This is a genomic window from Gallaecimonas mangrovi (assembly GCF_003367375.1).
GTDB classification, from domain to species: Bacteria; Pseudomonadota; Gammaproteobacteria; order Enterobacterales; family Gallaecimonadaceae; genus Gallaecimonas; species Gallaecimonas mangrovi.
In genome coordinates, this window is record NZ_CP031416.1 from 2,926,929 (window position 1) to 2,950,205 (window position 23,277).

Genomic DNA, 23,277 nt, shown 5'->3' on the forward strand with positions numbered 1-23,277 from the left:
AACTGAGACTTAACTGTGATCCGCTTGTTCGCGGATAAATTCAGCAAGAAGTTTTTCTTGCTCGTCAGTCAGAGCTAGGTTGTCCAGCAAATCCGAACGCCGCTGCCAGGTCCGCCCCAATGACGCTTTTAAACGCCAACGGCGGATGGCTTCGTGGTCACCGCTTAAAAGCACATCCGGTACCTGCTGCCCGTCGAGAACTTCCGGTCGCGTGTAATGGGGGCAATCTAAAAGCCCCGTCGCGAAGGAGTCTTCCTCAGCTGACAACTCATGACCCAATACTCCCGGCACTAGCCGAGCCACTGCGTCAATCAATACCATCGCGGGGAGTTCCCCGCCCGAGAGGACGTAATCGCCGATAGACCATTCTTCGTCTACCAAGGCGGTTATCACCCGCTCGTCAATGCCTTCGTAGCGGCCACACACCAGGACCAAACTCGATGTTTGGGCCAGGCTTCGGACGCCTTGTTGATCTAACTTTCGACCTTGCGGAGAAAGATAGACCACCTTAGCCTGTTTGCCTGCTGCACGCTTAGCGGCAGCAATGGCGGCTTGCAGCGGTTCAACCTTCATCAGCATACCGGGGCCGCCGCCATAAGGCCGGTCGTCCACGGTGCGATGCTTGTCAGAGGTAAAATCACGAGGATTTATACACTCAAGCTGCAATAAACCTTTGTCGATGGCCCGTCCCATAACGCCATGCTCGGTCAAAGCCCGAAACATGTCAGGGAACAGGGTAACAATCGCTAGCTTCATTAGAAGCTAGGATCCCAGTCCACTTCGATGACACCATCAGTGGTGTCGACCTTTTTAATGAACTGATCCATGACGAAGGGGATCAATCGTTCACGTTGACCAAAACTGTCGCGGCTATTGGCTTTTACCACCAGCACATCGTTGGAGCCGGTCTCCAGCAGGTGATCAACCAAGCCTAAATCATAGCCTTGAGTGTTCACCACGCGGAGCCCTTCCAGGTCGCGCCAGTAATAATCGCCCTCAGCCAGCTCTGGCAGTTTGTCGGCAGGAACAGCGATGTCCATGCCGTTTAACAGCTCAGCGCCGTTGCGATCGCTAATTTGGTCCAAGAGCACAACGAGGCCCTTGTTGTGGCGTCGCCATTTGACGATGCCGGTTTCCTGCCAGTTCCCATCACGGCCCAAAAGCCAGGGCTGGTAGGAAAAAATGCCTTCAGGATCGTCGGTGAAGGAATTCACTTTGACCCAACCGCGGATGCCGTACGGGGCGCCGAGTTTGCCAACAGTGATCTTTTCCATGAAAAGCCTTACCTCTTATCCAAAAAACAAAGGCTTATTAAGCCTTGTTGCTCTTAACCAGTTGAGCAACGCGATCGGTCATGGAAGCACCCTGGGAAACCCAGTGATTGATGCGATCCACGTCCAGACGCAGTTTCTCTTCCTGGCCACGAGCGATAGGGTTGAAGAAGCCAACGCGCTCGATAAAACGCCCGTCGCGGGAGAAGCGGCTGTCAGCAACGACAACTTGATAGAACGGACGCTTTTTAGCGCCGCCACGTGCCAAACGAATGGTAACCATACCGTCCTCTTGGTAATGCAAGTGAATGGTGGGCCCGAGGAGGCCCAAGCTGTAAAGCCCGGCAATTTTACTCAGATTGCCAGTTAATGCAAGAAATGGCGTCAAAGCAGGCCCACAAATAAAAAAGGCAGCCTTGGCTGCCTTTTTTCGGGGCTTAGAATTTGGGCATGCCGCCCGGTGGCATCATGCCTTTCATTGAGCGCATCATCTTCATCATGCCGCCCTTGCCAGACATCTTTTTCATCATCTTTTGCATCTGTGAAAATTGCTTTAAAAGCTTATTCACTTCATGCACTTCGACACCAGCACCGGCGGCAATACGGCGCTTGCGCGAACCTTTAATAATGTCCGGCGTACGGCGCTCGCCCGGGGTCATGGAGCTAATAATGGCGCCCAGGCGTTTGGTCATTTTGTCGTCCATTTGACCTTTGACCTGTTCAGAGATCTGGCCCATGCCCGGCATCTTGCTCATCAGCCCCATCATGCCGCCCATGTTATTCATCTGTTCGAGCTGCTCGCGGAAGTCTTCCAAGTCAAAACCTTTGCCTTTTTTGACCTTTTCAGCCAATTTGCTGGCTTTATCCTTGTCAACCTTACGTTCCACCTCTTCGATAAGCGACAACACGTCGCCCATGCCGAGAATACGCGAGGCAATACGGTCAGGGTGGAAAGGCTCAAGGGCATCCACTTTTTCGCCCATCCCCAAAAACTTGATGGGCTTGCCGGTGATGGTACGAATAGACAATGCGGCCCCGCCGCGGGCGTCACCGTCGACCTTGGTTAAAATCACCCCGGTCAGCGGCAGCGCTTCGTGGAAGGCTTTGGCGGTATTGGCAGCATCCTGACCGGTCATGGCGTCAACCACAAACAGGGTTTCAACCGGGTTAACCGCTTTATGCAGGCGCTGGATCTCTTCCATCATTTCGCCATCAACGTGCAGGCGACCGGCGGTATCTAGCAGCAAGACATCGAAAAAGCCTTTTTTGGCGGCGTCGATGGCGCTCTTGGCAATGGCGACCGGATCTTGGGAAACATCGGAAGGATGGAAGCTAACACCCACTTCACCGGCCAGGGTTTCCAGCTGTTTAATCGCCGCGGGGCGATAAACGTCAGCACTAACCACCATCACTTTTTTCTTGTGGCGATCTTTTAGAAAACGCGCCAGTTTAGCCACCGAGGTGGTTTTACCAGCACCTTGCAGGCCGGCCATTAAAATAACGGCAGGTGGCTGGGCGGCAAGGTTAAGGCCTTCATTGGCCTCGCCCATGGCGGTTTCCAGCTCACTTTGTACGATTTTGATAAAGACCTGGCCGGGGGTAAGCGACTTGGTCACCTCCGCCCCTAAGGCCCTTTCTTTGACCCTGGCCACAAAGTCGCGTACCACTGGCAAGGCGACATCGGCTTCCAGCAGTGCCATACGCACTTCGCGCAAGGTATCTTTGATGTTGTCTTCGGTCAGGCGGCCGCGGCCGCTGATGGTTTTCAGGGTGCGTGTTAACCTGTCGGAAAGATTCTCAAACATCGATCTGGGGTCTCAGAATTCACTATTGATGGGCAGTATACCCCAAACCGGGGGGCGTTCCGAAACACCGCTATTCACTTTTACAAAAGTCGTCCCTTAGAATGGCACTAATAAAAAGGAACCATACCAGGCCATGTTGACCTCGATATTTTCACTTCTCGCAGCAGTTCTTTATGGGTTGTCCGCTGTTTTAGCGGCCAGCCGCCTGTTCGCCCACGACGGCCCCAACCGGGTACAAACGGTGTCGTTGGGCTTTGCCGCCGCCGGTGCTCACCTGGCTAGCCTGATGGTGCTTATCACCACCGGCAATGGCGAAAACTTAGGGGTGATTAACGTTGCTTCCATGTCCAGTTGGGTGGTGGTGGTGATGATGACCTCGGCCGCGGTGCGGCTGCCGGTATTGCAGCTGATGCCCATCGTTCACGGTTTTGCTTCGATGGTGGTGCTGGCCGCTTGGTTAATACCCGTTAAATGGATGCTGCATTTACGCACCGAGCCCGAGGTGGTGGTGCACATCACCCTGAGCTTGATTGCCTACGCCATTATGGTGATTGCCGCCCTTTATGCTCTGGAAATGGCCTTTATTCGCCGCCAGCTGAAAAAACGTCGTTTATCCGGGCTGCCTGCGTTTTTGCCACCACTGATGACGGTAGAGAGGCAATTTTTCCAGCTGCTGTTAGTGGGGCTAACAGTACTTAGCTTGGCACTGGCATCCGGTTTTGTGTTTCTCGAATCGATGTTTGCCAAGGCCACAGCCCATAAAACCGTGCTGTCTATCATGGCTTGGCTGGTTTATGCCGGAACACTTTATGCCCATTATCGCCATGGTTGGCGAGGCAAAGGTGCCGTTTGGGCCTGCCTTGCCGGGGCATTTTTGTTAACACTGGCGTACTTTGGCAGTCGATTTGTACAGGAAGTCATACTGCGGTCTTGATCACAAGCCCCCCTTCGCGTAGTAAAATGGGTGTTCCTGAATTTAGAAAGGACACCCCCTTTTGGACGACATATCGACGGGTACCTTAGTTATTACACTAGTGGTATTCATCTTGATCTCAGCTTTTTTCTCAAGCTCAGAGACCGCCATGATGTCGCTAAACCGTTATCGGTTGCGCCATCTCACCAAGGAAGGACATAAAAGCGCCGAACGCGCCAGCGAAATGCTGGAACGCCCCGATCGCCTGATTGGCCTTATCCTCATCGGTAATAACCTGGTTAATATTGGTGCCTCAGCCATTGCCACCATTTTGGGTGAACGCTGGCTAGGCGGCCTGGGCATTTTGCTGGCCACCATTGCTTTGACCCTGGCCGTGTTGTTATTTGCCGAAGTGACGCCGAAAACGCTGGCCGCCCTTTATCCTGAAAAAGTGGCCTTTCCTGTTTCTATTATTTTGAAAGTGCTGCTGCGGGTGTTCTATCCGCTGGTGTGGATAGTCAACGCCATATCCAACGGCATGCTGGCGCTGCTGCGCATTCGCCCACATTCCATGACTGGCGACAGCTTATCGAGTGAAGAGCTGCGTACCGTTGTGGCCGAAGCCAGTGCCATGATCCCAAGGCGTCACCGCGACATGCTGGTGTCGATACTGGACCTTGAAAAGGTGCAGGTTGAAGATGTTATGACGCCGCGCTCAGACATCAAGGGCATTGATATCAATGATGATTGGAACGATATCGTCAAGCAGCTCACCCATGCCCAGCACACCCGGTTATTGCTGTTTAGAGACAACATTGATGATGCCGTCGGCTTTGTGCATGCCCGCGACGCGCTGCGCTTATTGTCGAAAAACCAGTTCACTAAATCAGCGCTGCTGCGGGCGGTACGGGAAATTTATTTTATTCCCGAAGGCACCCCGCTAAACGTGCAACTCTTAAAGTTCCAACGCAACAAAGAGCGTGTTGGCCTAGTGGTTGACGAATACGGTGATATTCAAGGTTTGGTGACCTTAGAAGATATTCTTGAAGAGATTGTTGGCGATTTCACCACCGACCAAGCACCGTCGGTACATGACGAAATTGTGCCGCAGCCAGATGGCTCTTACTTAGTTGAAGGTGGTATTTCCCTTCGTGAACTCAATAAAGAGATGAACTGGGATTTTCCCACCGATGGGCCCAAAACCCTGAACGGACTCATTCTTGAGTACTTAGAAGAGATACCAGAGGCCAATATTTCTGTGCGCCTTGCCGGCTACCCGATGGAGATAGTCGATGTGAAGGACAACATGGTAAAAACGGCCCGTATCCTGCCGCAGTTTAAAAAAGCCAGTTAAGAAAAGGCCGCAATTGCGGCCTTTTTTATGGTCACTAAAACCAATCCCAGAAGCCTTTTTTAAGGTCGTCTTTACAGCCCCAGTATTGCTTGGCAAAAAGCTTGGCGCGGTGCTCAACTTTGCGGGCCACCTTCTTCAGCCACGGCTTTTTATTGTAGGTTTTCTTAATATAACCGCCCCAGCCTTCGTGGTAAGCCAGGTATTGGCCGTAAGCGTCCCACTTGGATAAACCGGTAAGCTGATGGGATTTGTAGATATACCAGCCCATAAAATCGAGGGCGTCGTCAAAATCGTCGCGGTCAGCGCCCCAGTTGTCGGTTTCACGCATGTAGTCTTCCCAGGTGTCATCTTTGGCCTGGGCATAACCGTAGGCACTGGATACCCTGCCCCAGGGAATAAACCCCAGCAGATAATCACGCGGCGGTAAGGCGTCGTAACGAAAGCTCGATTCCTGGTAGAGAATGGCAAAAAGCACATGCGGTGGCACACCCCATTTGGCCTTTACGTCCATGGCGGCATCGTACCAATCGTCTTTTTCCCTAAAGATGGAACACAGGTTATTGGGGTTCTTTGGCGGTGCCGTGGCGCAACCTGTCATAAAAAGCAGCGGCAACAGCAAAAGAATTATCTTCATTTACAACGTCTTCCAATTTTATTGTGAAAAAGTGCTAACGCTGGCGAACTTTCACAAGGCAGGGACCTCTAACCTAATGCAAGCAGCAAAACTTTTCATGTCATATCCCTGATGGGAGGCTTTAATAGCCTCCCTTTTTTTTTATCCTGGCGTCAAACTGAACGAAAAAACCTTTCCAACAACATCCGGGAACTAATCCTTAAGGCGCCACTCTGAATACCTGAAAGCAGCAAACTTTCTTTTTCATGACATCTTCCCTGTAAGGAGGCCTCTGGCCTCCTCTTTTTTTATCTGTATGCTGTTAGCATCCCAAGCACTACCGAGGTCAGGATGCGCAAGAAAACCGCCCTAATCCATGGACAGCATATCAACGATCCCATGGGTTCTATTAGTCCCCCTATTTATCAAAGCAGTTCCTTTACCCACATCGGCAACGAAAGCGAGTTTCGCTATAGCCGCGGTGGCAATCCTACCCGCCAAAATCTCGAAGAGTTAATTGCGCATCTTGAAGGTGGCGACCGCGGCTTTGCCTTTGCTACCGGTATGGCAGCAATTACCACCGTAATGATGATGCTCAAAAGCGGTGATGAACTGGTGGTTTGCGCTGACATCTACGGCGGCACCTTCAGGGTTATCGAACAAGTGCTGAGCCAGATGAACGTGGCGATACGGTTCGTTGATGCATCCAATGTTGAGGCCGTGCGTCAAGCGGTAAGCCCCAAAACCAAGATGCTTTATGTCGAAACCCCGTCCAACCCGCTGCTAAAAATTACCGACATTGCCGCCATGGCAGAAATTGCCAAGGCCCATCAAATTCCGCTGGTGGCGGATAACACCTTTGCCACGCCCTACTGGCAAAACCCGCTAGCCCATGGCGCCGATATCGTGATCCACAGTGCGACCAAGTACCTGGGCGGCCACTCCGACTTGATGGCCGGTTTAGTGGTTACCCGTGACGATATCTACGGAAAACGCGTCAAGCAGCTACAAAACACCATTGGCGCTGTGTTGGGCCCACAGGATAGCTTTTTGCTGATTCGCGGCATACGCACCCTTGGGCTGCGCATGGAAGCCATTGAAGCCAATACCCGGGTATTGGCCGACTGGCTGCAAGCACATCCGGCTGTGAAAAAGATCTATTACCCGGGCTTTGCCGAAACGGCGGATAAAGCCGTTCACGAAAAGCAGTGCTCAGGCTATGGCGGGGTAATTTCTATTGAACTAGCAAGCCAGGAAAAGGCTGAGGAAATGGCCAAACGCTGCCGCTACTTTGTGTTAGCCGACAGCTTGGGCGCCGTAGAAAGCATGCTGAACATCTCCGCGCAAATGAGCCACGGGTCTTTCCCGGTTAAAGAACGCTTGGCACTTGGCATTACCGACAGCCTGGTGAGATTGTCGGTTGGTATCGAGGATGTTGAAGATTTAAAAGAGGACTTAGCCCAAGCGCTTGCCTAAAAAAAGCCCCGCAGTTGCGGGGCTTTTTTATCAGGCTACACCTTGAGAGAGGTCGCTAAAGTAATCGGCCAGGAAATCATCAAAGCTTTCGCTGTCGCTGGCTTCAAGTTCCGCTTGCGCCTTTAAAGAACGCTCGGTCTCTGCGTCAAAGAATGCTTCGCTCCAGCGTTCATAAGCGCGGCCCAATAGCGCTTCTCGGTGCGCCTCGGCCAGGGTAACCCCAAGCTTACCGCTGGTATGGGATTTCAGTGCCACCAAGATCCGCGCTGACGGCGTTAGGGTTGGGTCGGCAATTTTAGCTTGCTGCTCTTTAAGGCTATTTTGATAGCCATGGCCGCCTTGCTGCGCATCTAAGCCTTCGGCAATACGCTGCCAAACCGGCATCAGTTCAGCAAACCAGTCATCCATGGAAATGGCTTGGCCCTTTTGGGTCAGCATCAGCCCGGGTTTGCGCCCTTCAAGCACCGTGGCCTGGAAGTTTTTCAGGTTCTCATTCCACTGCGTGTTATCAAGGGGCTCGGCATCTAACAACAGGCAACCCAGCAAGAAAATGTCCATAAAGCGCACGGTGTTAATATCAACGCCGGTTGGGCTAAAGGGGTCCACGTCTAGTGCCCGCACTTCAATATATTGCACGCCGCCACGAGCCAGGGCTTCTGTGGGTTTTTCGCCGCGCTCGGTTACCCGTTTGGGACGAATGGGGGCGTAGAGTTCGTTTTCAATTTGCAGCAAGTTGCTGTTGAGCTGGCGATATTCACCGTCAACCTTAACGCCTATCTTGGCAAATTCTTCACTGGGCTGAGCGATGACTTGGCGAAGATCGCGAATATAACCTTCGATGCTGTTGTGATCGATGCGCAGGCCCGCTTGCGCGGAGCTGGTATAACCAAGATCGGATAGCCGCAACGAGGTGGCATAAGGCATATACAAACTGCCTGACGCGCTTTTTTCAAATGCCAAGTGATGCTTTTGGCCACATAAAAAGGAGCCACAAAGAGCAGGCGAGGCGCCAAACAAATAAGGCAACACCCACACCAAACGCCGGTAATTGCGCAGCAGGCCCATATAAGCTGACGATTGGTCACCATCTGGCCAGTGCTGCCAAAAACCCTCTGGCAAGGAGAAGTTGTAATGGACACCGGCAATTAACTGCATCACCGGCCCATAGCGATTCTTCAAGCCTTCCCGGTAAACCCGCTTCATGCGGCCAATGTTGGACTGGCCAAAGTCAGCCAGGGGAATTTGTTTTGGGTCCTTGATATAGCAAGGCATCGACAAGGGCCACAGGCGCTCTTGCCCAAGGTGCTTGAAGGTATAAACATGAATATCGGTAAGCGATGCCATTAACTCATCAACTGAATCCGTCACCGGCGTGATGAACTCCATCAAGTTCTCAGCAAAATCGGTGGTGATAAATTCGTTGGTCAGGCTCGCACCTAACGCCTTGGGATGTGGCGTCAGCGCCATAGTGCCTTGTGGCTCAATGCGCAGCGCTTCACGTTCTACACCACGCTTTGGCGCAAATAACAGGGGCAATGCATCCTGGGCCGCCAATGCATCGAGGCGGCGTTGCAACTGGTTCAGCAAAGAAAACCTTCCCATTTATGCCGGGTCGCAAGAAAAAACCTTGGTGTTTAACCCCGGCAGGCCATTACCAAGTGGCTAAGCGTAATGCCTCTAGCGGTCCTGATGCAAAAGCTTTTGTGATTACGATCACTGCCCTTACCTGTATTTAACAATTTGTTCTTAGCTTAGATCGTATCTGAATTGGCCCAAGCGCGGCGAACTCCCTACTATCGCTCTTTTGACATTAGGGGTGGGTAACATCATGTTTGCGTTTTGGAATCGCTTTGCACTTTGGCAAAAAGTGCTGGCCGGTTTTGTTTTAGGGATTTTGGCAGGGGTATTACTCGGTGATAAAGCCGATTACTTAAAGCCCTTGGGCGATGCCTTTATTCGCCTGATTAAAATGCTGGTGGTACCGCTTATTTTATTTGCCATTGTCAGTTCGGTAACAGCCATGGGCGGTGGCGACAACCTAAAACGTTTAGGCCTTAAAACCATTGGCCTGTTTTTGTTTACCGCCCTCATTGCCTCGGTTTTGGGCATGGTGATTGGTAGCCTTTTTAATTGGGATTTTGGCAAGCAGCTGATACCCGGCGACTTCACCCCCAAGCATATTCCGTCTGTTAGCCAGGTTTTCCTCGATTTTCTGCCCGCCAACCCCGTTAAAGCCATGGCTGATGGCAACATTCTACAACTCATTGTCTTTGCCGCTTTGGTCGGTATTGCTATCAATGTGGTGGGTGAAAAAGCCGAGCCGGTTAAAAAGTTTGCCCAAGCAGGCAGTGAGGTGATGTTCCAAATCACCCGCTTTGTTATCCAGCTGACCCCCATTGGGGTATTTGGCCTGATGTCTTGGGTGGTTGGCGCCTATGGCTTATCGGCACTGCTGCCTTTAGCCAAATTTGTGGCAGCTATTTACATTGCCTGCCTTATTCACATTGTTGTGGTCTACGGCGGCTTGGTAAAACTGGCCGGCTTTAGCCCCATCCGTTTTTTCAAAGCCATTTTCCCGGCGCAGATGGTCGCCTTTACCACCTCATCAAGCTATGGCACCTTGCCGATGTCCACTAAAGTGGTGACAGAAAACCTGCATGTTACCCCCAAATACAGCAGCTTTGTGCTGCCACTGGGGGCCACCATTAACATGGATGGCTGCGGCGGTATCTACCCGGCGATAAGCGCGATTTTTATTGCCCACATATACGGCATTCCGCTGGACTGGACCCAGTACCTGATGATTGCCCTCACCGCGACCCTGGCGTCTGTGGGCACCGCTGGCGTACCCGGTACCGCCATGGTTATGCTTACCGTTACCCTGAACGCCGTTGGCCTGCCGTTAGAAGGCATTGCCTTTATTGCTGCTATCGACCGAATTCTCGATATGATCCGCACTGCCACCAACGTCACCGGCGACATGATGGTGGCCCTGGTGGTGGGTAAGAGCGAACAGCAAGTTGATATGGCCCGCACCCAAGCGCTGCCCGAAAACGCCCAAAGCGCCTAAACTGCATTCATAGAGTCAATAAGGCGCTAAGCCTCTGGCTTAGCGCCTTATTTTATATGGGAGCACCATGAGTAAACTGTTTTTGATACCGCTGGTGCTATGTGTCATTTGGTACATAGTGATGCGCCAGTTCGCTATTCCCTTTGAAAAGGGCCGCAAGGGGTTTTACTGGATCATAGGTTTGAGCGCTTTCATCATTGCCTTTATGACGCTGATGCTAAAACTCACCGCAACGCAATAACGCAAAAAGCCCGCTCATTGAGCGGGCTTTTTTGAAGATGGCGCGACCGGGAGGACTCGAACCTCCAACCGCCTGGTTCGTAGCCAGGTACTCTATCCAGTTGAGCTACGGTCGCAGAAGTTGGGTTGTGTTTTATCTGAATGGCGCGACCGGGAGGACTCGAACCTCCAACCGCCTGGTTCGTAGCCAGGTACTCTATCCAGTTGAGCTACGGTCGCAGTCTTCAGACAAAAAACGCTTACCAATGGTAAGCGCTATTCAACACATTTCAAGATGGCGCGACCAGGAGGACTCGAACCTCCAACCGCCTGGTTCGTAGCCAGGTACTCTATCCAGTTGAGCTATGGTCGCATCTTGAAGTGTCGATGGCGGTGAGGGGGGGATTCGAACCCCCGATGGGCTTTTGACCCATACTCCCTTAGCAGGGGAGCGCCTTCAGCCTCTCGGCCACCTCACCTCGACGGATGCGAATATTACCGGAACGACTTCGCAAGTCAAACCCTTTTTCCCTAAGGAGGTATCGGTTGCGCAGCCTTTAAACAATGCGGATACAAAAACGGCAACCTCGTTGAAAAGGTTGCCGTTACAAGGAATCGACAGAAGAAGATGCAATCAGTAGTTGCCGTTTGGATCTTCAGGATCCTTCTCTGCCTGGATACGTTGGTAGATCTCTTCACGGTGAACAGAGACTTCCTTAGGTGCATTCACACCGATACGCACCTGGTTACCTTTAACACCCAGTACCGTTACGGTGACTTCGTCACCAATCATCAGAGTTTCGCCAACACGGCGAGTCAGAATCAGCATCGCTTTGCTCCTTGCAATGAAAGCCGCTCAAATTGCTTCATTCGTAGCTTAGTATAAAGCCAACCCCTTGAAGCTCAAGAAAATTGGCTGAACATTCACCTGAAGGTCAGTCTTGCCATTATTCACAGATTAGCGCCCGGTGCAAAAGCCTTACGGCTTTTTCACCATCACGACTGGCTACAACAAAGGTAATTCGCTTCGCCGACGTCGTAAAAAGCTCTGCTGCAATCTGTTGGTCAGACAAGGCGCCACAGGCAATAGACGCGATATCGGGCCTGATACCAACATCATTGCCGACAATCGCCACCTTGGCCACATTCTGCTCACAGCGCAGAATAATGTTATCCATTACCCCAACACTCGCCTTGATAATAGGCAAGGCTTGGCCGAAGTCGGCAAAGGGTACAGTAAAAACCACCTCTTTACCCGAAACTTCAATATCTTTCAGTAAATCTGCATCAATACCCACATCTTGCAAGGGTTTAAAGAAAACATCTTGTGAGAGGGCATGAATATTAGACCCACTCAGTTTAACAACTACCGATTGTTCACAACAGGCTATACCGCTGACTTTTGGCACATTTTGATTGTCATCAAAAGTGACCAATGTACCAGGGTGGTTGTCATGAAAACTGGACAATACCCGCAGTGGCACCTGGTTACGGCCTGCATATTCAACCGACTTAACCTGCAGCACCTTGGCCCCTTGCGCGGCCAATTCCCGCATCGATTCAAAGTCGATATGCGCTAAACACCGCGCTGCCGGCTCAATTCGCGGGTCGGTAGTGTAGACACCATCAACATCGGTAAAAATTTGGCACTCATCGGCGTTAAGTGCCGCCGCCAGTGCCACCGCCGTGGTATCAGAGCCACCACGACCAAGAGTGGTAATGGCGTTGTCGGCCCCCCGGCCCTGAAAGCCCGCCACAATAACCACCTGGCCTCTAGCCAAAGCCTGGTTTAACACCGCGGTATCGACCTTTTGGATCTGTGCCTTACCATGGCGGGGGTCGGTATGAATGCGCACTTGGTCGCCAGTGAGGGAAAGCGCTGGCTGGCCACGCTTTTTAAGGGCCATGGCCAGAAGCGCAATGGTGGTTTGCTCGCCGGTGGCGAGCAGCACATCTAATTCACGAGGGTCGGGTGTTGCAGTGAGCTGCTGGGCAAGGCCCAGCAGCCTATTGGTTTCACCGGCCATTGCAGAGACCACCACCACCAGGTCGTGGCCTTGCCTGCGGCTTTTGATAAGACGTTCAGCCACTGCTTCGATCCGCGCCAAGGTACCAACCGAGGTGCCACCGAACTTCTGAACGAAAAGCGCCATTTACAGCTTGGCCTGCACCCAACCTTTAACCGAAGCCAAAGCCCCTTTAAGGGCAGCCACATCGCTACCGCCGGCTTGAGCCATGTCAGGGCGGCCACCGCCTTTGCCACCGACTTGCGCTGCCACCATACCGATAAGCTCGCCAGCCTTCACTTTTGCCGTTAGCCCTTTGGAAACACCGGCAATAAGGCTGACTTTACCGTCACCTGGCACACCCAAAACCACAATGGCTTCACCGAGTTTATCTTTGAGCTTATCCACCAGTTCACGCAGCGATTTAGGATCGGCTCCCGGTAATTCGGCCACCAACAACTTGGCACCGCCGATATCTTCCGCTTGCTCAGCCAGCGCAGAACCGGCTTGGGCCGCCAATTGGGCTTTGGCCTTTTCCAGTTCTTTTTCCAGCTGTTTGCTGCGATCCAGTTGCTGAGCAAAACGTTCGGGCAGCCCTGCCACATCGGTTTTAAGGCTTGCCGCCAGGCTGCCCACCATGTGTTCACGACTTTGCAGCCATTCCAAAGCACCTTCACCGGTTACTGCTTCAATACGGCGTACCCCGGCAGCAATACCCGCCTCAGAAACAATTTTGAAAAGGCCAATATCGCCGGTGCGGCTGACATGGGTACCACCACAAAGCTCGGTGGAAAAATCGCCCATCTGTACCACACGCACTTCGTCGTCGTATTTTTCACCGAACAGTGCCATGGCCCCGGCCGCCTTGGCTTCATCAATTTGCATCAGGCGCGTGGTAACCACGTGGTTAGCGCGAATTTCGTTATTCACCAGGCGCTCAATTTCTACCACTTCAGCGTCTTTCATGCCTTCAAAGTGGGAGAAGTCAAAGCGCATACGCTCTGGGTCAACCAAAGAGCCTTTTTGGGTCACATGTTCACCCAGCACTTTGCGAAGCGCTGCATGGGCCAAGTGCGTGGCACTGTGGTTCAAACGAATGGCGTCGCGGCGGCTTTTATCCACCTCGGCTTTAAGTTTGTCACCAAGGCTGACACTGCCTTCCAGCACTTCGGCATGATGCATAAAGGCATGGCCGCTCTTGGTGGTGTTAGTAACCAGTAAACGCACGCCATCGGCTGTTAGCTCGCCAGTATCGCCAACCTGGCCACCGGACTCGCCATAAAAAGGCGTACGCTCCAGTACCAGCAGTACCTTGTCGCCCACTTGCGCAGAATTCACTTCTTCGCCGTCTTTAATCAGCGCCACAACGGGTGATACATCACGCACGCCGTCGTAACCGGAAAACTCGGTTTCGCAATCAAGCTGAATACGGTTTGAGTAATCAGCACCGAAGTTAGACGCTTGCTTGGCACGTTGGCGCTGCGCTTCCATGGCCTTTTCAAAGCCCGCTTCATCCAGGGTGAGCTCTCTTTCACGGGCCACATCGTTGGTTAAATCCACCGGGAAGCCATAGGTGTCGTAGAGTTTGAACACCACCTCACCCGGAATAACGGTGCCGTTAAGGTTGGCGAGTTCTTCGTCCAACAATTTAAGGCCGCGCTCCAAGGTTTTACGGAACTGTTCTTCTTCTAGCAGCAGTGCTTTCTCGATAATGGCTTGTTTTTCAATAAGCTCGGGATAAGCTTCGCCCATTTCTTTGGCAAGAGCTGCCACCAGTTTGTAAAAGAAAGGTTCGCTAGCACCTAACTGGGCACCATGGCGCACGGCACGGCGCACGATACGGCGCAGCACATAGCCGCGGCCTTCATTCGACGGCATGACCCCGTCGGTAATAAGGAAGGAACAGCTACGAATATGGTCGGCAATCACCCGCAGGGATTTATTTTCCAAATCGCTGCTACCCACAATCTGGGCTGCGGCCTTAATCAGGTTCTGGAACAGGTCAATTTCATAGTTGGAATGCACGTGCTGCAAAATGGCACTGATACGTTCCAGGCCCATACCGGTATCAACACTCGGCTTAGGTAAAGGCTCCATGGTGCCGTCAGCCTGGCGGTTGAACTGCATGAACACGATGTTCCAGATCTCGATATAACGGTCACCGTCTTCTTCCGGGGTTCCCGGCGGGCCACCCCAGATTTGCTCACCATGGTCGTAAAAAATCTCGGAGCAAGGGCCGCAAGGGCCGGTATCGCCCATAGACCAGAAGTTATCAGAGGCGTAAGGCGCACCTTTGTTGTCACCAATACGGATGATGCGATCGCTGGGCACGCCAATTTCGTTGGCCCAGATATCAAAGGCTTCATCGTCGGTCTCGTAAATGGTGACCCACAACTTTTCTTCTGGCAGTTTGACAACCTTGGTCAAAAACTCCCAGGCATAGTGAATAGCGCCTTCTTTAAAGTAATCCCCAAAGCTGAAGTTACCCAGCATTTCAAAGAAGGTGTGGTGGCGGGCGGTATAACCGACATTTTCCAAATCGTTATGCTTGCCACCGGCACGTACGCAACGCTGTGAGCTGGTTGCTCGGCTATAGGGACGCTTGTCGGTACCAAGGAAAACATCCTTGAACTGCACCATACCGGCGTTAGTGAACAGCAAGGTAGGGTCATTAGCCGGGATCAAGGAGCTAGAAGGCACAATCTGATGGCCTTTGTCCTTGAAGAAATTCAAGAAAGCGTCACGTATTTCAGCGCTGGTCATGCTCATGGAAATTCCTGTCGTTGTTTCAGGCGCGTTCTACTTTGGATAAAACGGCACGGATCTGTTCCGGGGAAAAGCCCCTGCTGGACAGATATCTCGCCCTTTTGGCCCAGTCTTTGGGGCCGGTGATGGCGGCGTCGCGAAATCGCCTATTATAGGCAGCTTGTGCCTGTGTGAACCAGTCGGTTTCCTGTTCATTTAACGCCGCTTTTGCCACGTCATCAGGGATCCCTTTCTGGTTTAGTTCCGCTTGAATACGCATAGAGCCGTAGCCCTTTTGCAGTAAGCGTCGCACCGCACTTTCGGCATAACGGTAATGATCCAGCCAGCCTTGCGCAAGCAGCTTATCAATCAGGGGGGCAATTTCAGAAGAAGAAAAGCCCCTGCGGGCCAGTTTATCGGCCAATTCGCGGGGCTGTGTTCACGAAGAGCAAGCAGCCGCATGGCCGCTTGCGTTAACTCGTCGCTCAGAGTTGGTCTCCTTCGGCGACAGGTGCTTCGCTAACGTCTTCTTCAGGCTGGGCGTTCGGGGTTACCAACAAGGCCTTGCGGATTTTACTTTCAATCTCGTTGGCCACATCGGTGTTTTCCAGCAAGAACTTAACGGCGTTAGCTTTACCCTGGCCGATTTTATCGCCCTGGTAGCTGTACCAAGCACCGGCCTTATCAACAAACTTTTGGGCAACGCCCAGGTCAATAAGCTCGGCTTCCTTAGAGGTACCGGCACCGTACATAATTTGGAATTCGGCTTGTTTAAAGGGCGGCGCCACTTTGTTTTTAACCACTTTTACGCGGGTTTCGTTACCCACCACTTCGTCGCCTTCTTTTACCGCACCGATACGACGAATATCCAAACGCACAGAGGCATAGAACTTCAGCGCATTACCGCCGGTAGTGGTTTCGGGGTTACCGAACATCACACCGATCTTCATGCGGATTTGGTTAATGAAGATACACAGGGTGTTGGATTTTTTGATGTTAGCGGTCAGCTTACGCAGTGCTTGCGACATCAAGCGGGCCTGCAAGCCCACGTGGCTGTCACCCATTTCGCCTTCAATTTCCGCTTTCGGAGTCAAGGCCGCTACGGAGTCAACAATCACCACATCAACAGCGCCGGAACGGACCAGCATGTCACAAATTTCCAGGGCTTGTTCGCCGGTGTCAGGCTGCGATACCAAGAGGTCGTCAACATTAACACCCAGTTTGCGGGCATAAACCGGGTCAAGGGCGTGCTCAGCGTCAATAAAGGCGCAGGTTTTGCCTTCTTTTTGCGCTTCAGCAATCACTTGCAAGGTTAGCGTGGTTTTACCGGAAGATTCAGGACCGAAAATTTCAACGATACGGCCAAACGGCAGGCCGCCAATGCCAAGGGCAATATCCAGGCCCAAGGAGCCGGTGGATACGGAGGCAATATTCAGCACTTGGCTGTCGCCCATGCGCATAATAGAACCCTTACCAAATTGGCGTTCAATCTGCCCCAAGGCAGCAGTAAGGGCTTTTTGTTTGTTGTCGTCCATTTCCGGCTCCAAAGATCCGCAATAAAATAAATTCTGTTGAGGGCAAGTATACTGTATGACCGTACAGTATCAACCCCTGTATGGGGGGATTTTTTCTAAAAGCCCGGAAAGCGCCGCAAAAACGGCTTGTAGCCGCACCGCCTGGCGGTCTCCTGAAAAATGAAAGCAGCGACATTCCACTTCGGTGGCACTGGCCCAGGCCATCCAAACCGTGCCAACGGGCTTGTCAATGCTGCCGCCATCAGGGCCAGCAATACCGCTGGTGGCAACGGCCAAATCGGCTTTGGCCGCCAGCCTAGCCCCCTCGGCCATTTCTTTAACCACCGCTTTCGACACAGCGCCATGGCGGCTAAGGCTGTCATCACTCACCCCTAACCGGCGCATTTTGGCGGCATTGGCATAGGTAATAAAAGCCTCATCAAACCAGCTCGATGAACCGGCGATATCGGTAATGGCGCCGGCAATAAGGCCGCCGGTACAAGACTCGGCACTGGTCACCGTTACCCCCGCGGCTTTGGCTTTTGCGCCTAAGCGGGCCGATAACTGGCTAATGGCGTTCCAATCGGTCATCACGCTTCCCTCTGTTACTGGCGACATTATCCAAGCCGCTGCTAATACCTGCAACCTTGCCAAGGGCAATGCTAAGGGCGCTGGCTGACCAGACAGCACTTGCACTCTGTTCTTGTTTGGCCCCTTTTGCTAACCTCTCGAGCTGATTTTCCCGCGCCCAAAAGCTAAGAAACAGGGACCAAGATGACCGGCGACGCGCTCTCCCAGCATACCCCCATGATGCAGCAATACCTGCGAATTAAAGCCGAGCACCCCGAGGTGCTGCTCTTCTACCGAATGGGGGACTTTTATGAGCTTTTTTATGACGATGCCAAAAAGGCCGCGGCGCTTTTAGACATTTCCCTGACCGCTCGTGGCCAAAGTGGCGGCCAGAAAATCCCCATGGCAGGTGTGCCTTACCACGCCGTGGAAGGTTATTTGGCCAAAGTAGTGGCGCTGGGCGAATCGGTGGCCATTTGCGAACAAATTGGCGACCCGGCCACATCCAAAGGCCCGGTTGAACGGCAAGTGGTACGCATTGTTACCCCGGGTACCGTGAGTGACGAGGCACTTTTAAAAGAAAAGCGCGACAACCTGCTAGCCGCCGTTTATGGCAAAGATGGCCGTTACGGTTATGCCACCTTAGACATTACCTCTGGCCGCTTTTTGGTGTCGGAACCGGGCGGCATTGACGACTTAAAAGCCGAGCTGCAACGCACCAACCCCGCAGAGCTGTTGTACCCGGAAGACTTTGACACAACACTTTTGGGCGACAGAAAAGGCCTTCGTCGCCGGCCGCAGTGGGAATTTGATATCGACACTGCCCAGCGCACCCTCACCCAGCAATTTGCGACGCGCGACTTGGTGGGGTTTGGGGTGCAAGACGCCAAGCGCGCCCTGTGCGCCGCTGGCTGCTTGCTGCAATACCTCAAAGACACCCAGCGCACCGCCCTGCCGCATATTCGCGCCATCAAACTGGAAGCCGAAGACGAAGCCGTGGTGCTGGATGCCGCTACTAGGCGTAACTTGGAAATCACCCAAAACTTGGCCGGTGGCAGCGACAACACCCTCTTCTCGGTGCTTGACCGCTGCGCAACACCAATGGGTTCACGCCTTTTAGGGCGCTGGCTGCACCGGCCATTAAGAGACATTAAGGTGATAAACGCTCGCCTTGACGCTATCGCTGAACTTAGCAACCAGCTGCAAGATGCCGCCCTTAGCGAATTAATGAAGCAGGTTGGCGATTTAGAGCGGGTGATGGCGCGGGTGGCACTGCGTTCAGCGCGGCCACGGGATTTAGTCAGGGTGCGCACCGCTCTGGCAGTGATGCCCGACATTAGCGCCTTGCTGGCCGACAACAGCGGCCGCCTTAAGGCATTAAAAGACGCCTGCGCGCCAATGCCCGAGCTGCTGGATTTATTAAACCGCGCCATTATTGATAACCCGCCGGTGCTCATTCGTGACGGCGGCGTTATTCGCCCCGGCTATAACAGCGAACTGGACGAATACCGGGCGCTGTCAAAAGGGGCCACCGACTTTTTAGAACATATCGAGGCGCGCGAGCGCGAGCGCACCGGCATCAGTACCCTGAAGGTTGGTTTTAACCGGGTTCATGGCTACTTTATTGAACTGACCCGGGCGCAATCGCATCTGGCGCCCACCGATTATCAGCGCCGCCAAACCCTGAAAAACACCGAGCGCTACATTATTCCTGAATTGAAAGAGTACGAAGACAAAGTGCTCACCAGCCAAGGCAAAGCCCTGGCCCTTGAAAAGCAGCTTTATGAAGCGCTGTTTGACCAGTTGCACCCGCACCTTGAACCGCTACTGCGGCTTGCCGATGCCTGCGCCGAGCTCGATGTACTGAGTAACCTTTGCGAGCGCAGCCAAACCCTGAACTACTGCCAGCCAAAGCTCAGCAGCGAACGAGGCATAGCCATTAACGGCGGCCGCCACCCGGTGGTGGAAGTGGTACTCGACAGCCCCTTCATTGCCAACCCGGTGATGCTTTCTGACAGCAAACAAATGCTGATGGTAACCGGCCCCAACATGGGCGGTAAATCCACCTACATGCGCCAGACTGCGCTTATCACCCTGCTGGCGCATATTGGCAGCCCAGTACCGGCCGACAGCGCCGACATCGGCCTGGTAGACCGCATTTTCACCCGCATTGGCGCTGCTGACGATCTGGCATCTGGCCGCTCCACCTTTATGGTGGAAATGACCGAAACCGCCACCATTTTGAACAATGCCACCGACAAAAGCCTGGTGCTGATGGACGAAATTGGCCGCGGCACCTCCACCTACGACGGCCTGTCGCTGGCCTGGGCGGTGGCCGATTTTCTAGCTCGCCAAAGCCGCAGCCTGACCCTGTTCGCCACCCATTACTTTGAGCTAACCGCCCTGGCAGAGCAGCTTGCCGGGGTGGATAATGTGCACTTAGACGCCGTAGAACATGGCGACACCGTCACCTTTATGCACGCGGTACAAAGCGGCCCTGCCAGCAAAAGCTTTGGCTTGCAGGTAGCGCTGTTGGCCGGGGTGCCAAAAGCTGTGGTCAAAGCGGCGCGCCAAAAGCTTAACGAGCTGGAAGGCCAACCGGTGTTAAGCGCGCCGGCCAACGGTGAAAAACAGCTGGATTTACTCTTCAGTGAAGAGCCCGAGGTGATCACTCGCCTTAAAAATCTTGATGTAGACGCCCTTAGCCCTCGCGATGCATTAATGCTGCTTTATCAGCTAAAAAGCGACGCCAACCAATAAAACAACCGAAAGCCCGGCGCCCTGCCGGGCTTTTGATTATTGAGGCATCGCCATTGGCGCTATATGCTCGTTTAAAATATCAAACGAAACGGGCGATATCATTGACATGGATAGCCAAAGGGAACACACCCAGTCCTATTACCGGGCCAGCGTCAAAGGCCTGAAAAACCGCCCGCCACTGGAAGAAGCTATTAGCGCCGACGTTTGTATTGTTGGTGGCGGCTTTAGCGGCGTGGCCACCGCCCTGGAACTGGCCGAAAAAGGCCTTAATGTGGTGCTGTTAGAAGCCCGTCGCATTGGCTGGGGAGCCAGTGGCCGTAACGGCGGGCAACTGGTTAGAGGCCTTGGCCACGACCTGCAGCGTTTTACCCATCAGCTTGGCCAAGATGGGGTTGCCGCGTTAGATGCCATGGGCTTTGAAGCCATTGATATTGTGCGTGAGCGGGTTGAGCGCTACCAAATTGATTGCGATCTTAAGTGGGGTTATTGCGATCTTGCCGACAAGCCCCGCCATATCCGCGAGCTTGAGGCCGAATATCAGGCGCTTAAAGACAAAGCCTACCGCCATTCCATCACCTTGTTAGACAAAGACGCCCTTCAAGCCCATGTTGGCTCTGATAAGTACCTAGGCGGCATGCTGGATATGGGCAGCGGCCATTTGCAGCCACTGAATTTGTGTTTAGCCGAAGCCGCCCTCGCCGAGCAAAACGGCGCCCGCCTTTTTGAACTCAGTGAAGTCATTAGCCTAAGCGGCAATGGCCCTTACCGAGTAAAAACCCTGACCGGCAGTGTTAAGGCCGACAAACTGGTGCTGTGCGGTAACGGCTATATGGGCATGCTCGAGCCGCGCATTGGCGCCAAAGTGCTACCAGCCGGCAGTTATCTGTTAGCCACAGCGCCGCTGCCTAAAGCGCTTTGGCAGCAAATATTGCCCAGCGATGTTGCCGCCTGCGATCTTAATATTGCGTTGGACTATTTTCGGCTGTCGGCCGACAAGCGGCTTATTTTTGGCGGCATGTGCAATTATTCCGGGCGCGACCCTAAAGACATTCGCGCCGCCATGGTGCCAAAGATGCTCAAGGTTTTTCCCGCCCTAAAGGGCGTTAACATCGACTATGCCTGGGCCGGCATGCTGGGTATTGGTGCTAACCGCTTGCCGCAAATTGGCGAGCTAACCCCGGGCTTTTTTTACGCGCAGGCCTACTCGGGGCACGGGATAAACGCCAGCCATTTGGCCGCAAGGGTGATAGGCGAAGCCATCAGTGGCAAGCGTGATCGCTTCACCCTTTTCAACCAAATAAACCACCGCAATTTCCCCGGTGGCCCCTGGCTTCGGCCCTGGCTGCTGGCCACCGGCATGCTCTATCACCGCTTTAAAGAACTGCTGTAAAAAAGGCGCCAGTGGCGCCTTTTCATCACCTGCCTCAGAGCTTTATCCAGGTGGCTTTTAGCTCGGTGTATTTATCGATGGCGTGCAAGGATTTGTCACGGCCATTGCCCGACTGCTTGTAGCCACCAAAAGGCGCCGTCATATCGCCGCCGTCCCATTGATTTACCCACACCATGCCGGTACGAAGCCCTTTGGCCATGCGGTGGGCCTTACTGAGATCCTGGGTCCAAACCCCGGCGGCCAGGCCATAGTCGCTGTCGTTAGCAATGGCCAGGGCTTCGTCCATGTCGCGAAAGCTGATGGCCGACAGCACAGGCCCGAAGATCTCCTGCTGGGCAATGGCCATGTTGTTATTAACGCCAGTAAATAAGGTGGGCTGCATATAAAAGCCGTGGGGGTTGATATCGGCAGCGCTGCCGCCCACAACCACTTTCGCCCCTTGCTCCTGGCCCTTGGCCACCAAGGCCTTAATGCGCTCAAGCTGGCCGCTGTCGGCCACGGCGCCAATATTGGTGGCCGGATCCAGCGGGTCGCCCGGTTGCCATTTGGCCATCGCCGCCGCCACTTTTTCGATAAAAGTTTCCAAGATAGTCTCTTGCACCAACAGCCTTGAGCCCGCGGTGCAGACTTCCCCCTGGTTGTAACAAATGGCAGAGGCCGCTGCTTCGGCCGCGGCGTCTAAATCGGGAGCGTCGGCAAAGACAATGTTGGGGCTTTTACCGCCTGCTTCCAGCCATACCCGCTTCATGTTGGACTGGCCGGCATACACCATCAGCTGTTTGGCGGTGGCGGTAGAGCCGGTAAAGACCAGGGTGTCCACATCCATATGAAGCGCCAGCGCTTTACCCACGCTGTGGCCAAAACCCGGTAACACATTAAGCACGCCGTCTGGCAAGCCTGCGGCTTTGGCAAGCGCCGCAAAACGAATGGCGGTTAGGGGGGACTTTTCTGACGGTTTTAAGATAACGCTATTGCCGGTGGCAAGGGCAGGCCCCAGTTTCCAACTGGCCATCAGTAGTGGAAAGTTCCAGGGAACAATGGCAGCGACCACGCCCACCGGTTCGCGCGTGACTAACCCCAGTTCGTTGTCACTGGTGGGCGCCACCTCGTCGTAGACTTTATCAATGGCTTCGGCGTGCCAGCGTATGGCACGGGCAGTGGCGAATATGTCCACCGCCAGCGAGTCACTAATGGGTTTGCCCATATCCAGGGTTTCAAGAAGTGCCAGCTCCTCCTTGTGCTCATCAATAAGTGCAGCCAGTTTTAACAGCACCGCCTTACGCTCAACCGGCGCCATTAACCGCCAGCGGCCATCATTAAAGGCGCGCCGGGCACTGGCCACCGCCAGGTTGGTATCACTTGCGTCGCAGCTGGCAACCTTCGCCAGCAAGCGCCCATCAATGGGGCTGACGCAATCAAACGTCTCGCCGCTTTGACTCTGGCAGTAATGGCCATCAATAAAGGCCCTATGCTCGATAGTTAATGCCGCCGCTTGTTGCTGCCAATAGGCCTTGCTGTATGACTGTGCCATCTTGCTTCTCCTTTGCCCGGGCTTGCTATCGAGCCTAACG

20 protein-coding genes and 4 tRNA genes are annotated in these 23,277 nt (G+C 53.5%); 7 read left to right on the forward strand and 17 right to left on the reverse strand.

Translation table 11 applies throughout. The annotated features are described in order from the left end of the window. Positions 1–9: 9 nt before the first annotated feature. The 4 genes from trmD to ffh all read right to left on the reverse strand — a co-directional run bounded on the left by trmD (position 10) and on the right by ffh (position 3,076). Entirely contained in the window at positions 10–756 is a 747-nt protein-coding gene (trmD, locus tag DW350_RS14000; RefSeq protein WP_115719530.1) for a tRNA (guanosine(37)-N1)-methyltransferase TrmD, read from the reverse strand. Beyond that, a complete protein-coding gene (gene rimM, locus DW350_RS14005; RefSeq protein WP_115719531.1) occupies positions 756–1,274 on the reverse strand; it encodes a ribosome maturation factor RimM in 519 nt (172 codons plus the stop codon). Before rimM ends, trmD begins: the two co-directional genes overlap by 1 nt. Before the next feature lie 37 nt (positions 1,275–1,311). After that, the gene (gene rpsP / locus DW350_RS14010; protein ID WP_115720645.1) at positions 1,312–1,554 is read right to left on the reverse strand and encodes a 30S ribosomal protein S16; all 243 of its coding nucleotides are present in this window, start codon (positions 1,552–1,554) and stop codon (positions 1,312–1,314) included. Positions 1,555–1,708: 154 nt separating this feature from the next. Next, the gene (gene ffh, locus DW350_RS14015) at positions 1,709–3,076 is read right to left on the reverse strand and encodes a signal recognition particle protein (protein ID WP_115719532.1); all 1,368 of its coding nucleotides are present in this window, start codon (positions 3,074–3,076) and stop codon (positions 1,709–1,711) included. A 178-nt stretch (positions 3,077–3,254) separates the two neighbouring features. On the opposite strand from ffh, the gene DW350_RS14020 reads away from it, so the two are divergent. After that, entirely contained in the window at positions 3,255–4,010 is a 756-nt protein-coding gene (locus DW350_RS14020) for a cytochrome C assembly family protein (RefSeq protein ID WP_192954687.1), read from the forward strand. Positions 4,011–4,071: 61 nt separating this feature from the next. Continuing rightward, positions 4,072–5,343: an HlyC/CorC family transporter gene (locus DW350_RS14025; protein WP_115719534.1), complete on the forward strand. Its 1,272-nt coding sequence runs from the start codon at positions 4,072–4,074 to the stop codon at positions 5,341–5,343. A gap of 34 nt (positions 5,344–5,377) precedes the next feature. On the opposite strand, the gene DW350_RS14030 is transcribed toward DW350_RS14025, so the two are convergent. Beyond that, positions 5,378–5,977 carry a transglycosylase SLT domain-containing protein gene (locus DW350_RS14030; RefSeq protein WP_115719535.1) on the reverse strand — a complete coding sequence of 200 codons (600 nt, stop codon included), beginning with the start codon at positions 5,975–5,977 and terminating at the stop codon, positions 5,378–5,380. Between the two features lie 330 nt (positions 5,978–6,307). On the opposite strand from DW350_RS14030, the gene DW350_RS14035 reads away from it, so the two are divergent. Then, positions 6,308–7,432 carry a trans-sulfuration enzyme family protein gene (locus DW350_RS14035; protein ID WP_115719536.1) on the forward strand — a complete coding sequence of 375 codons (1,125 nt, stop codon included), beginning with the start codon at positions 6,308–6,310 and terminating at the stop codon, positions 7,430–7,432. A 30-nt stretch (positions 7,433–7,462) separates the two neighbouring features. On the opposite strand, the gene gshA is transcribed toward DW350_RS14035, so the two are convergent. Continuing rightward, positions 7,463–9,019, reverse strand: coding sequence for a glutamate--cysteine ligase (gene gshA, locus DW350_RS14040; RefSeq protein WP_115720646.1), 1,557 nt, complete (start codon positions 9,017–9,019; stop codon positions 7,463–7,465). Positions 9,020–9,260: 241 nt separating this feature from the next. Between gshA and DW350_RS14045 the strand changes: the two genes are divergently transcribed. Both DW350_RS14045 and DW350_RS19540 read left to right on the forward strand, forming a co-directional pair. Next, the gene (locus DW350_RS14045) at positions 9,261–10,502 is read left to right on the forward strand and encodes a dicarboxylate/amino acid:cation symporter (protein ID WP_115719537.1); all 1,242 of its coding nucleotides are present in this window, start codon (positions 9,261–9,263) and stop codon (positions 10,500–10,502) included. 67 nt (positions 10,503–10,569) lie between these two features. Then, a complete protein-coding gene (locus DW350_RS19540) occupies positions 10,570–10,743 on the forward strand; it encodes a hypothetical protein (RefSeq protein ID WP_192954689.1) in 174 nt (57 codons plus the stop codon). Positions 10,744–10,781: 38 nt separating this feature from the next. On the opposite strand, the gene DW350_RS14050 is transcribed toward DW350_RS19540, so the two are convergent. From DW350_RS14050 to DW350_RS14095, 10 genes are all read right to left on the reverse strand, one after another. Next, positions 10,782–10,858 (reverse strand) — tRNA-Arg (locus tag DW350_RS14050). Positions 10,859–10,884: 26 nt separating this feature from the next. Next, a tRNA-Arg gene (locus DW350_RS14055) sits at positions 10,885–10,961 on the reverse strand. Between the two features lie 56 nt (positions 10,962–11,017). Next, positions 11,018–11,094 (reverse strand) — tRNA-Arg (locus tag DW350_RS14060). 15 nt (positions 11,095–11,109) lie between these two features. Beyond that, a tRNA-Ser gene (locus tag DW350_RS14065) sits at positions 11,110–11,200 on the reverse strand. Between the two features lie 155 nt (positions 11,201–11,355). Then, positions 11,356–11,550, reverse strand: a complete 195-nt coding sequence (gene csrA / locus DW350_RS14070; protein WP_115719538.1) for a carbon storage regulator CsrA — start codon at positions 11,548–11,550, stop codon at positions 11,356–11,358. Between the two features lie 118 nt (positions 11,551–11,668). Beyond that, positions 11,669–12,874: an aspartate kinase gene (locus DW350_RS14075; protein WP_115719539.1), complete on the reverse strand. Its 1,206-nt coding sequence runs from the start codon at positions 12,872–12,874 to the stop codon at positions 11,669–11,671. Then, on the reverse strand, positions 12,875–15,496 hold the full coding sequence (gene alaS / locus DW350_RS14080) for an alanine--tRNA ligase (RefSeq protein ID WP_115719540.1): 2,622 nt from the start codon (positions 15,494–15,496) through the stop codon (positions 12,875–12,877). It lies immediately after the preceding gene. A 19-nt stretch (positions 15,497–15,515) separates the two neighbouring features. After that, on the reverse strand, positions 15,516–15,896 hold the full coding sequence (locus tag DW350_RS14085) for a regulatory protein RecX (RefSeq protein WP_115719541.1): 381 nt from the start codon (positions 15,894–15,896) through the stop codon (positions 15,516–15,518). 61 nt (positions 15,897–15,957) lie between these two features. After that, complete coding sequence (recA, locus tag DW350_RS14090; protein ID WP_115719542.1) at positions 15,958–17,007, reverse strand: recombinase RecA; 1,050 nt, start codon at positions 17,005–17,007, stop codon at positions 15,958–15,960. Between the two features lie 69 nt (positions 17,008–17,076). Next, positions 17,077–17,577 (reverse strand): CinA family protein, encoded by a 501-nt coding sequence (locus DW350_RS14095; protein ID WP_115719543.1) that lies wholly within the window; start codon positions 17,575–17,577, stop codon positions 17,077–17,079. Between the two features lie 183 nt (positions 17,578–17,760). Here DW350_RS14095 and mutS point away from each other — a divergent pair, with 183 nt between their 5' ends. Together mutS and DW350_RS14105 are read left to right on the forward strand one after the other, a co-directional pair. Next, entirely contained in the window at positions 17,761–20,316 is a 2,556-nt protein-coding gene (mutS, locus tag DW350_RS14100; RefSeq protein ID WP_115719544.1) for a DNA mismatch repair protein MutS, read from the forward strand. A 106-nt stretch (positions 20,317–20,422) separates the two neighbouring features. Continuing rightward, entirely contained in the window at positions 20,423–21,706 is a 1,284-nt protein-coding gene (locus DW350_RS14105; RefSeq protein WP_115719545.1) for an NAD(P)/FAD-dependent oxidoreductase, read from the forward strand. Positions 21,707–21,740: 34 nt separating this feature from the next. Here DW350_RS14105 and DW350_RS14110 read toward each other — a convergent pair whose 3' ends face one another. After that, on the reverse strand, positions 21,741–23,237 hold the full coding sequence (locus DW350_RS14110) for an aldehyde dehydrogenase (protein WP_115719546.1): 1,497 nt from the start codon (positions 23,235–23,237) through the stop codon (positions 21,741–21,743). Between the last annotated feature and the right edge of the window lie 40 nt (positions 23,238–23,277).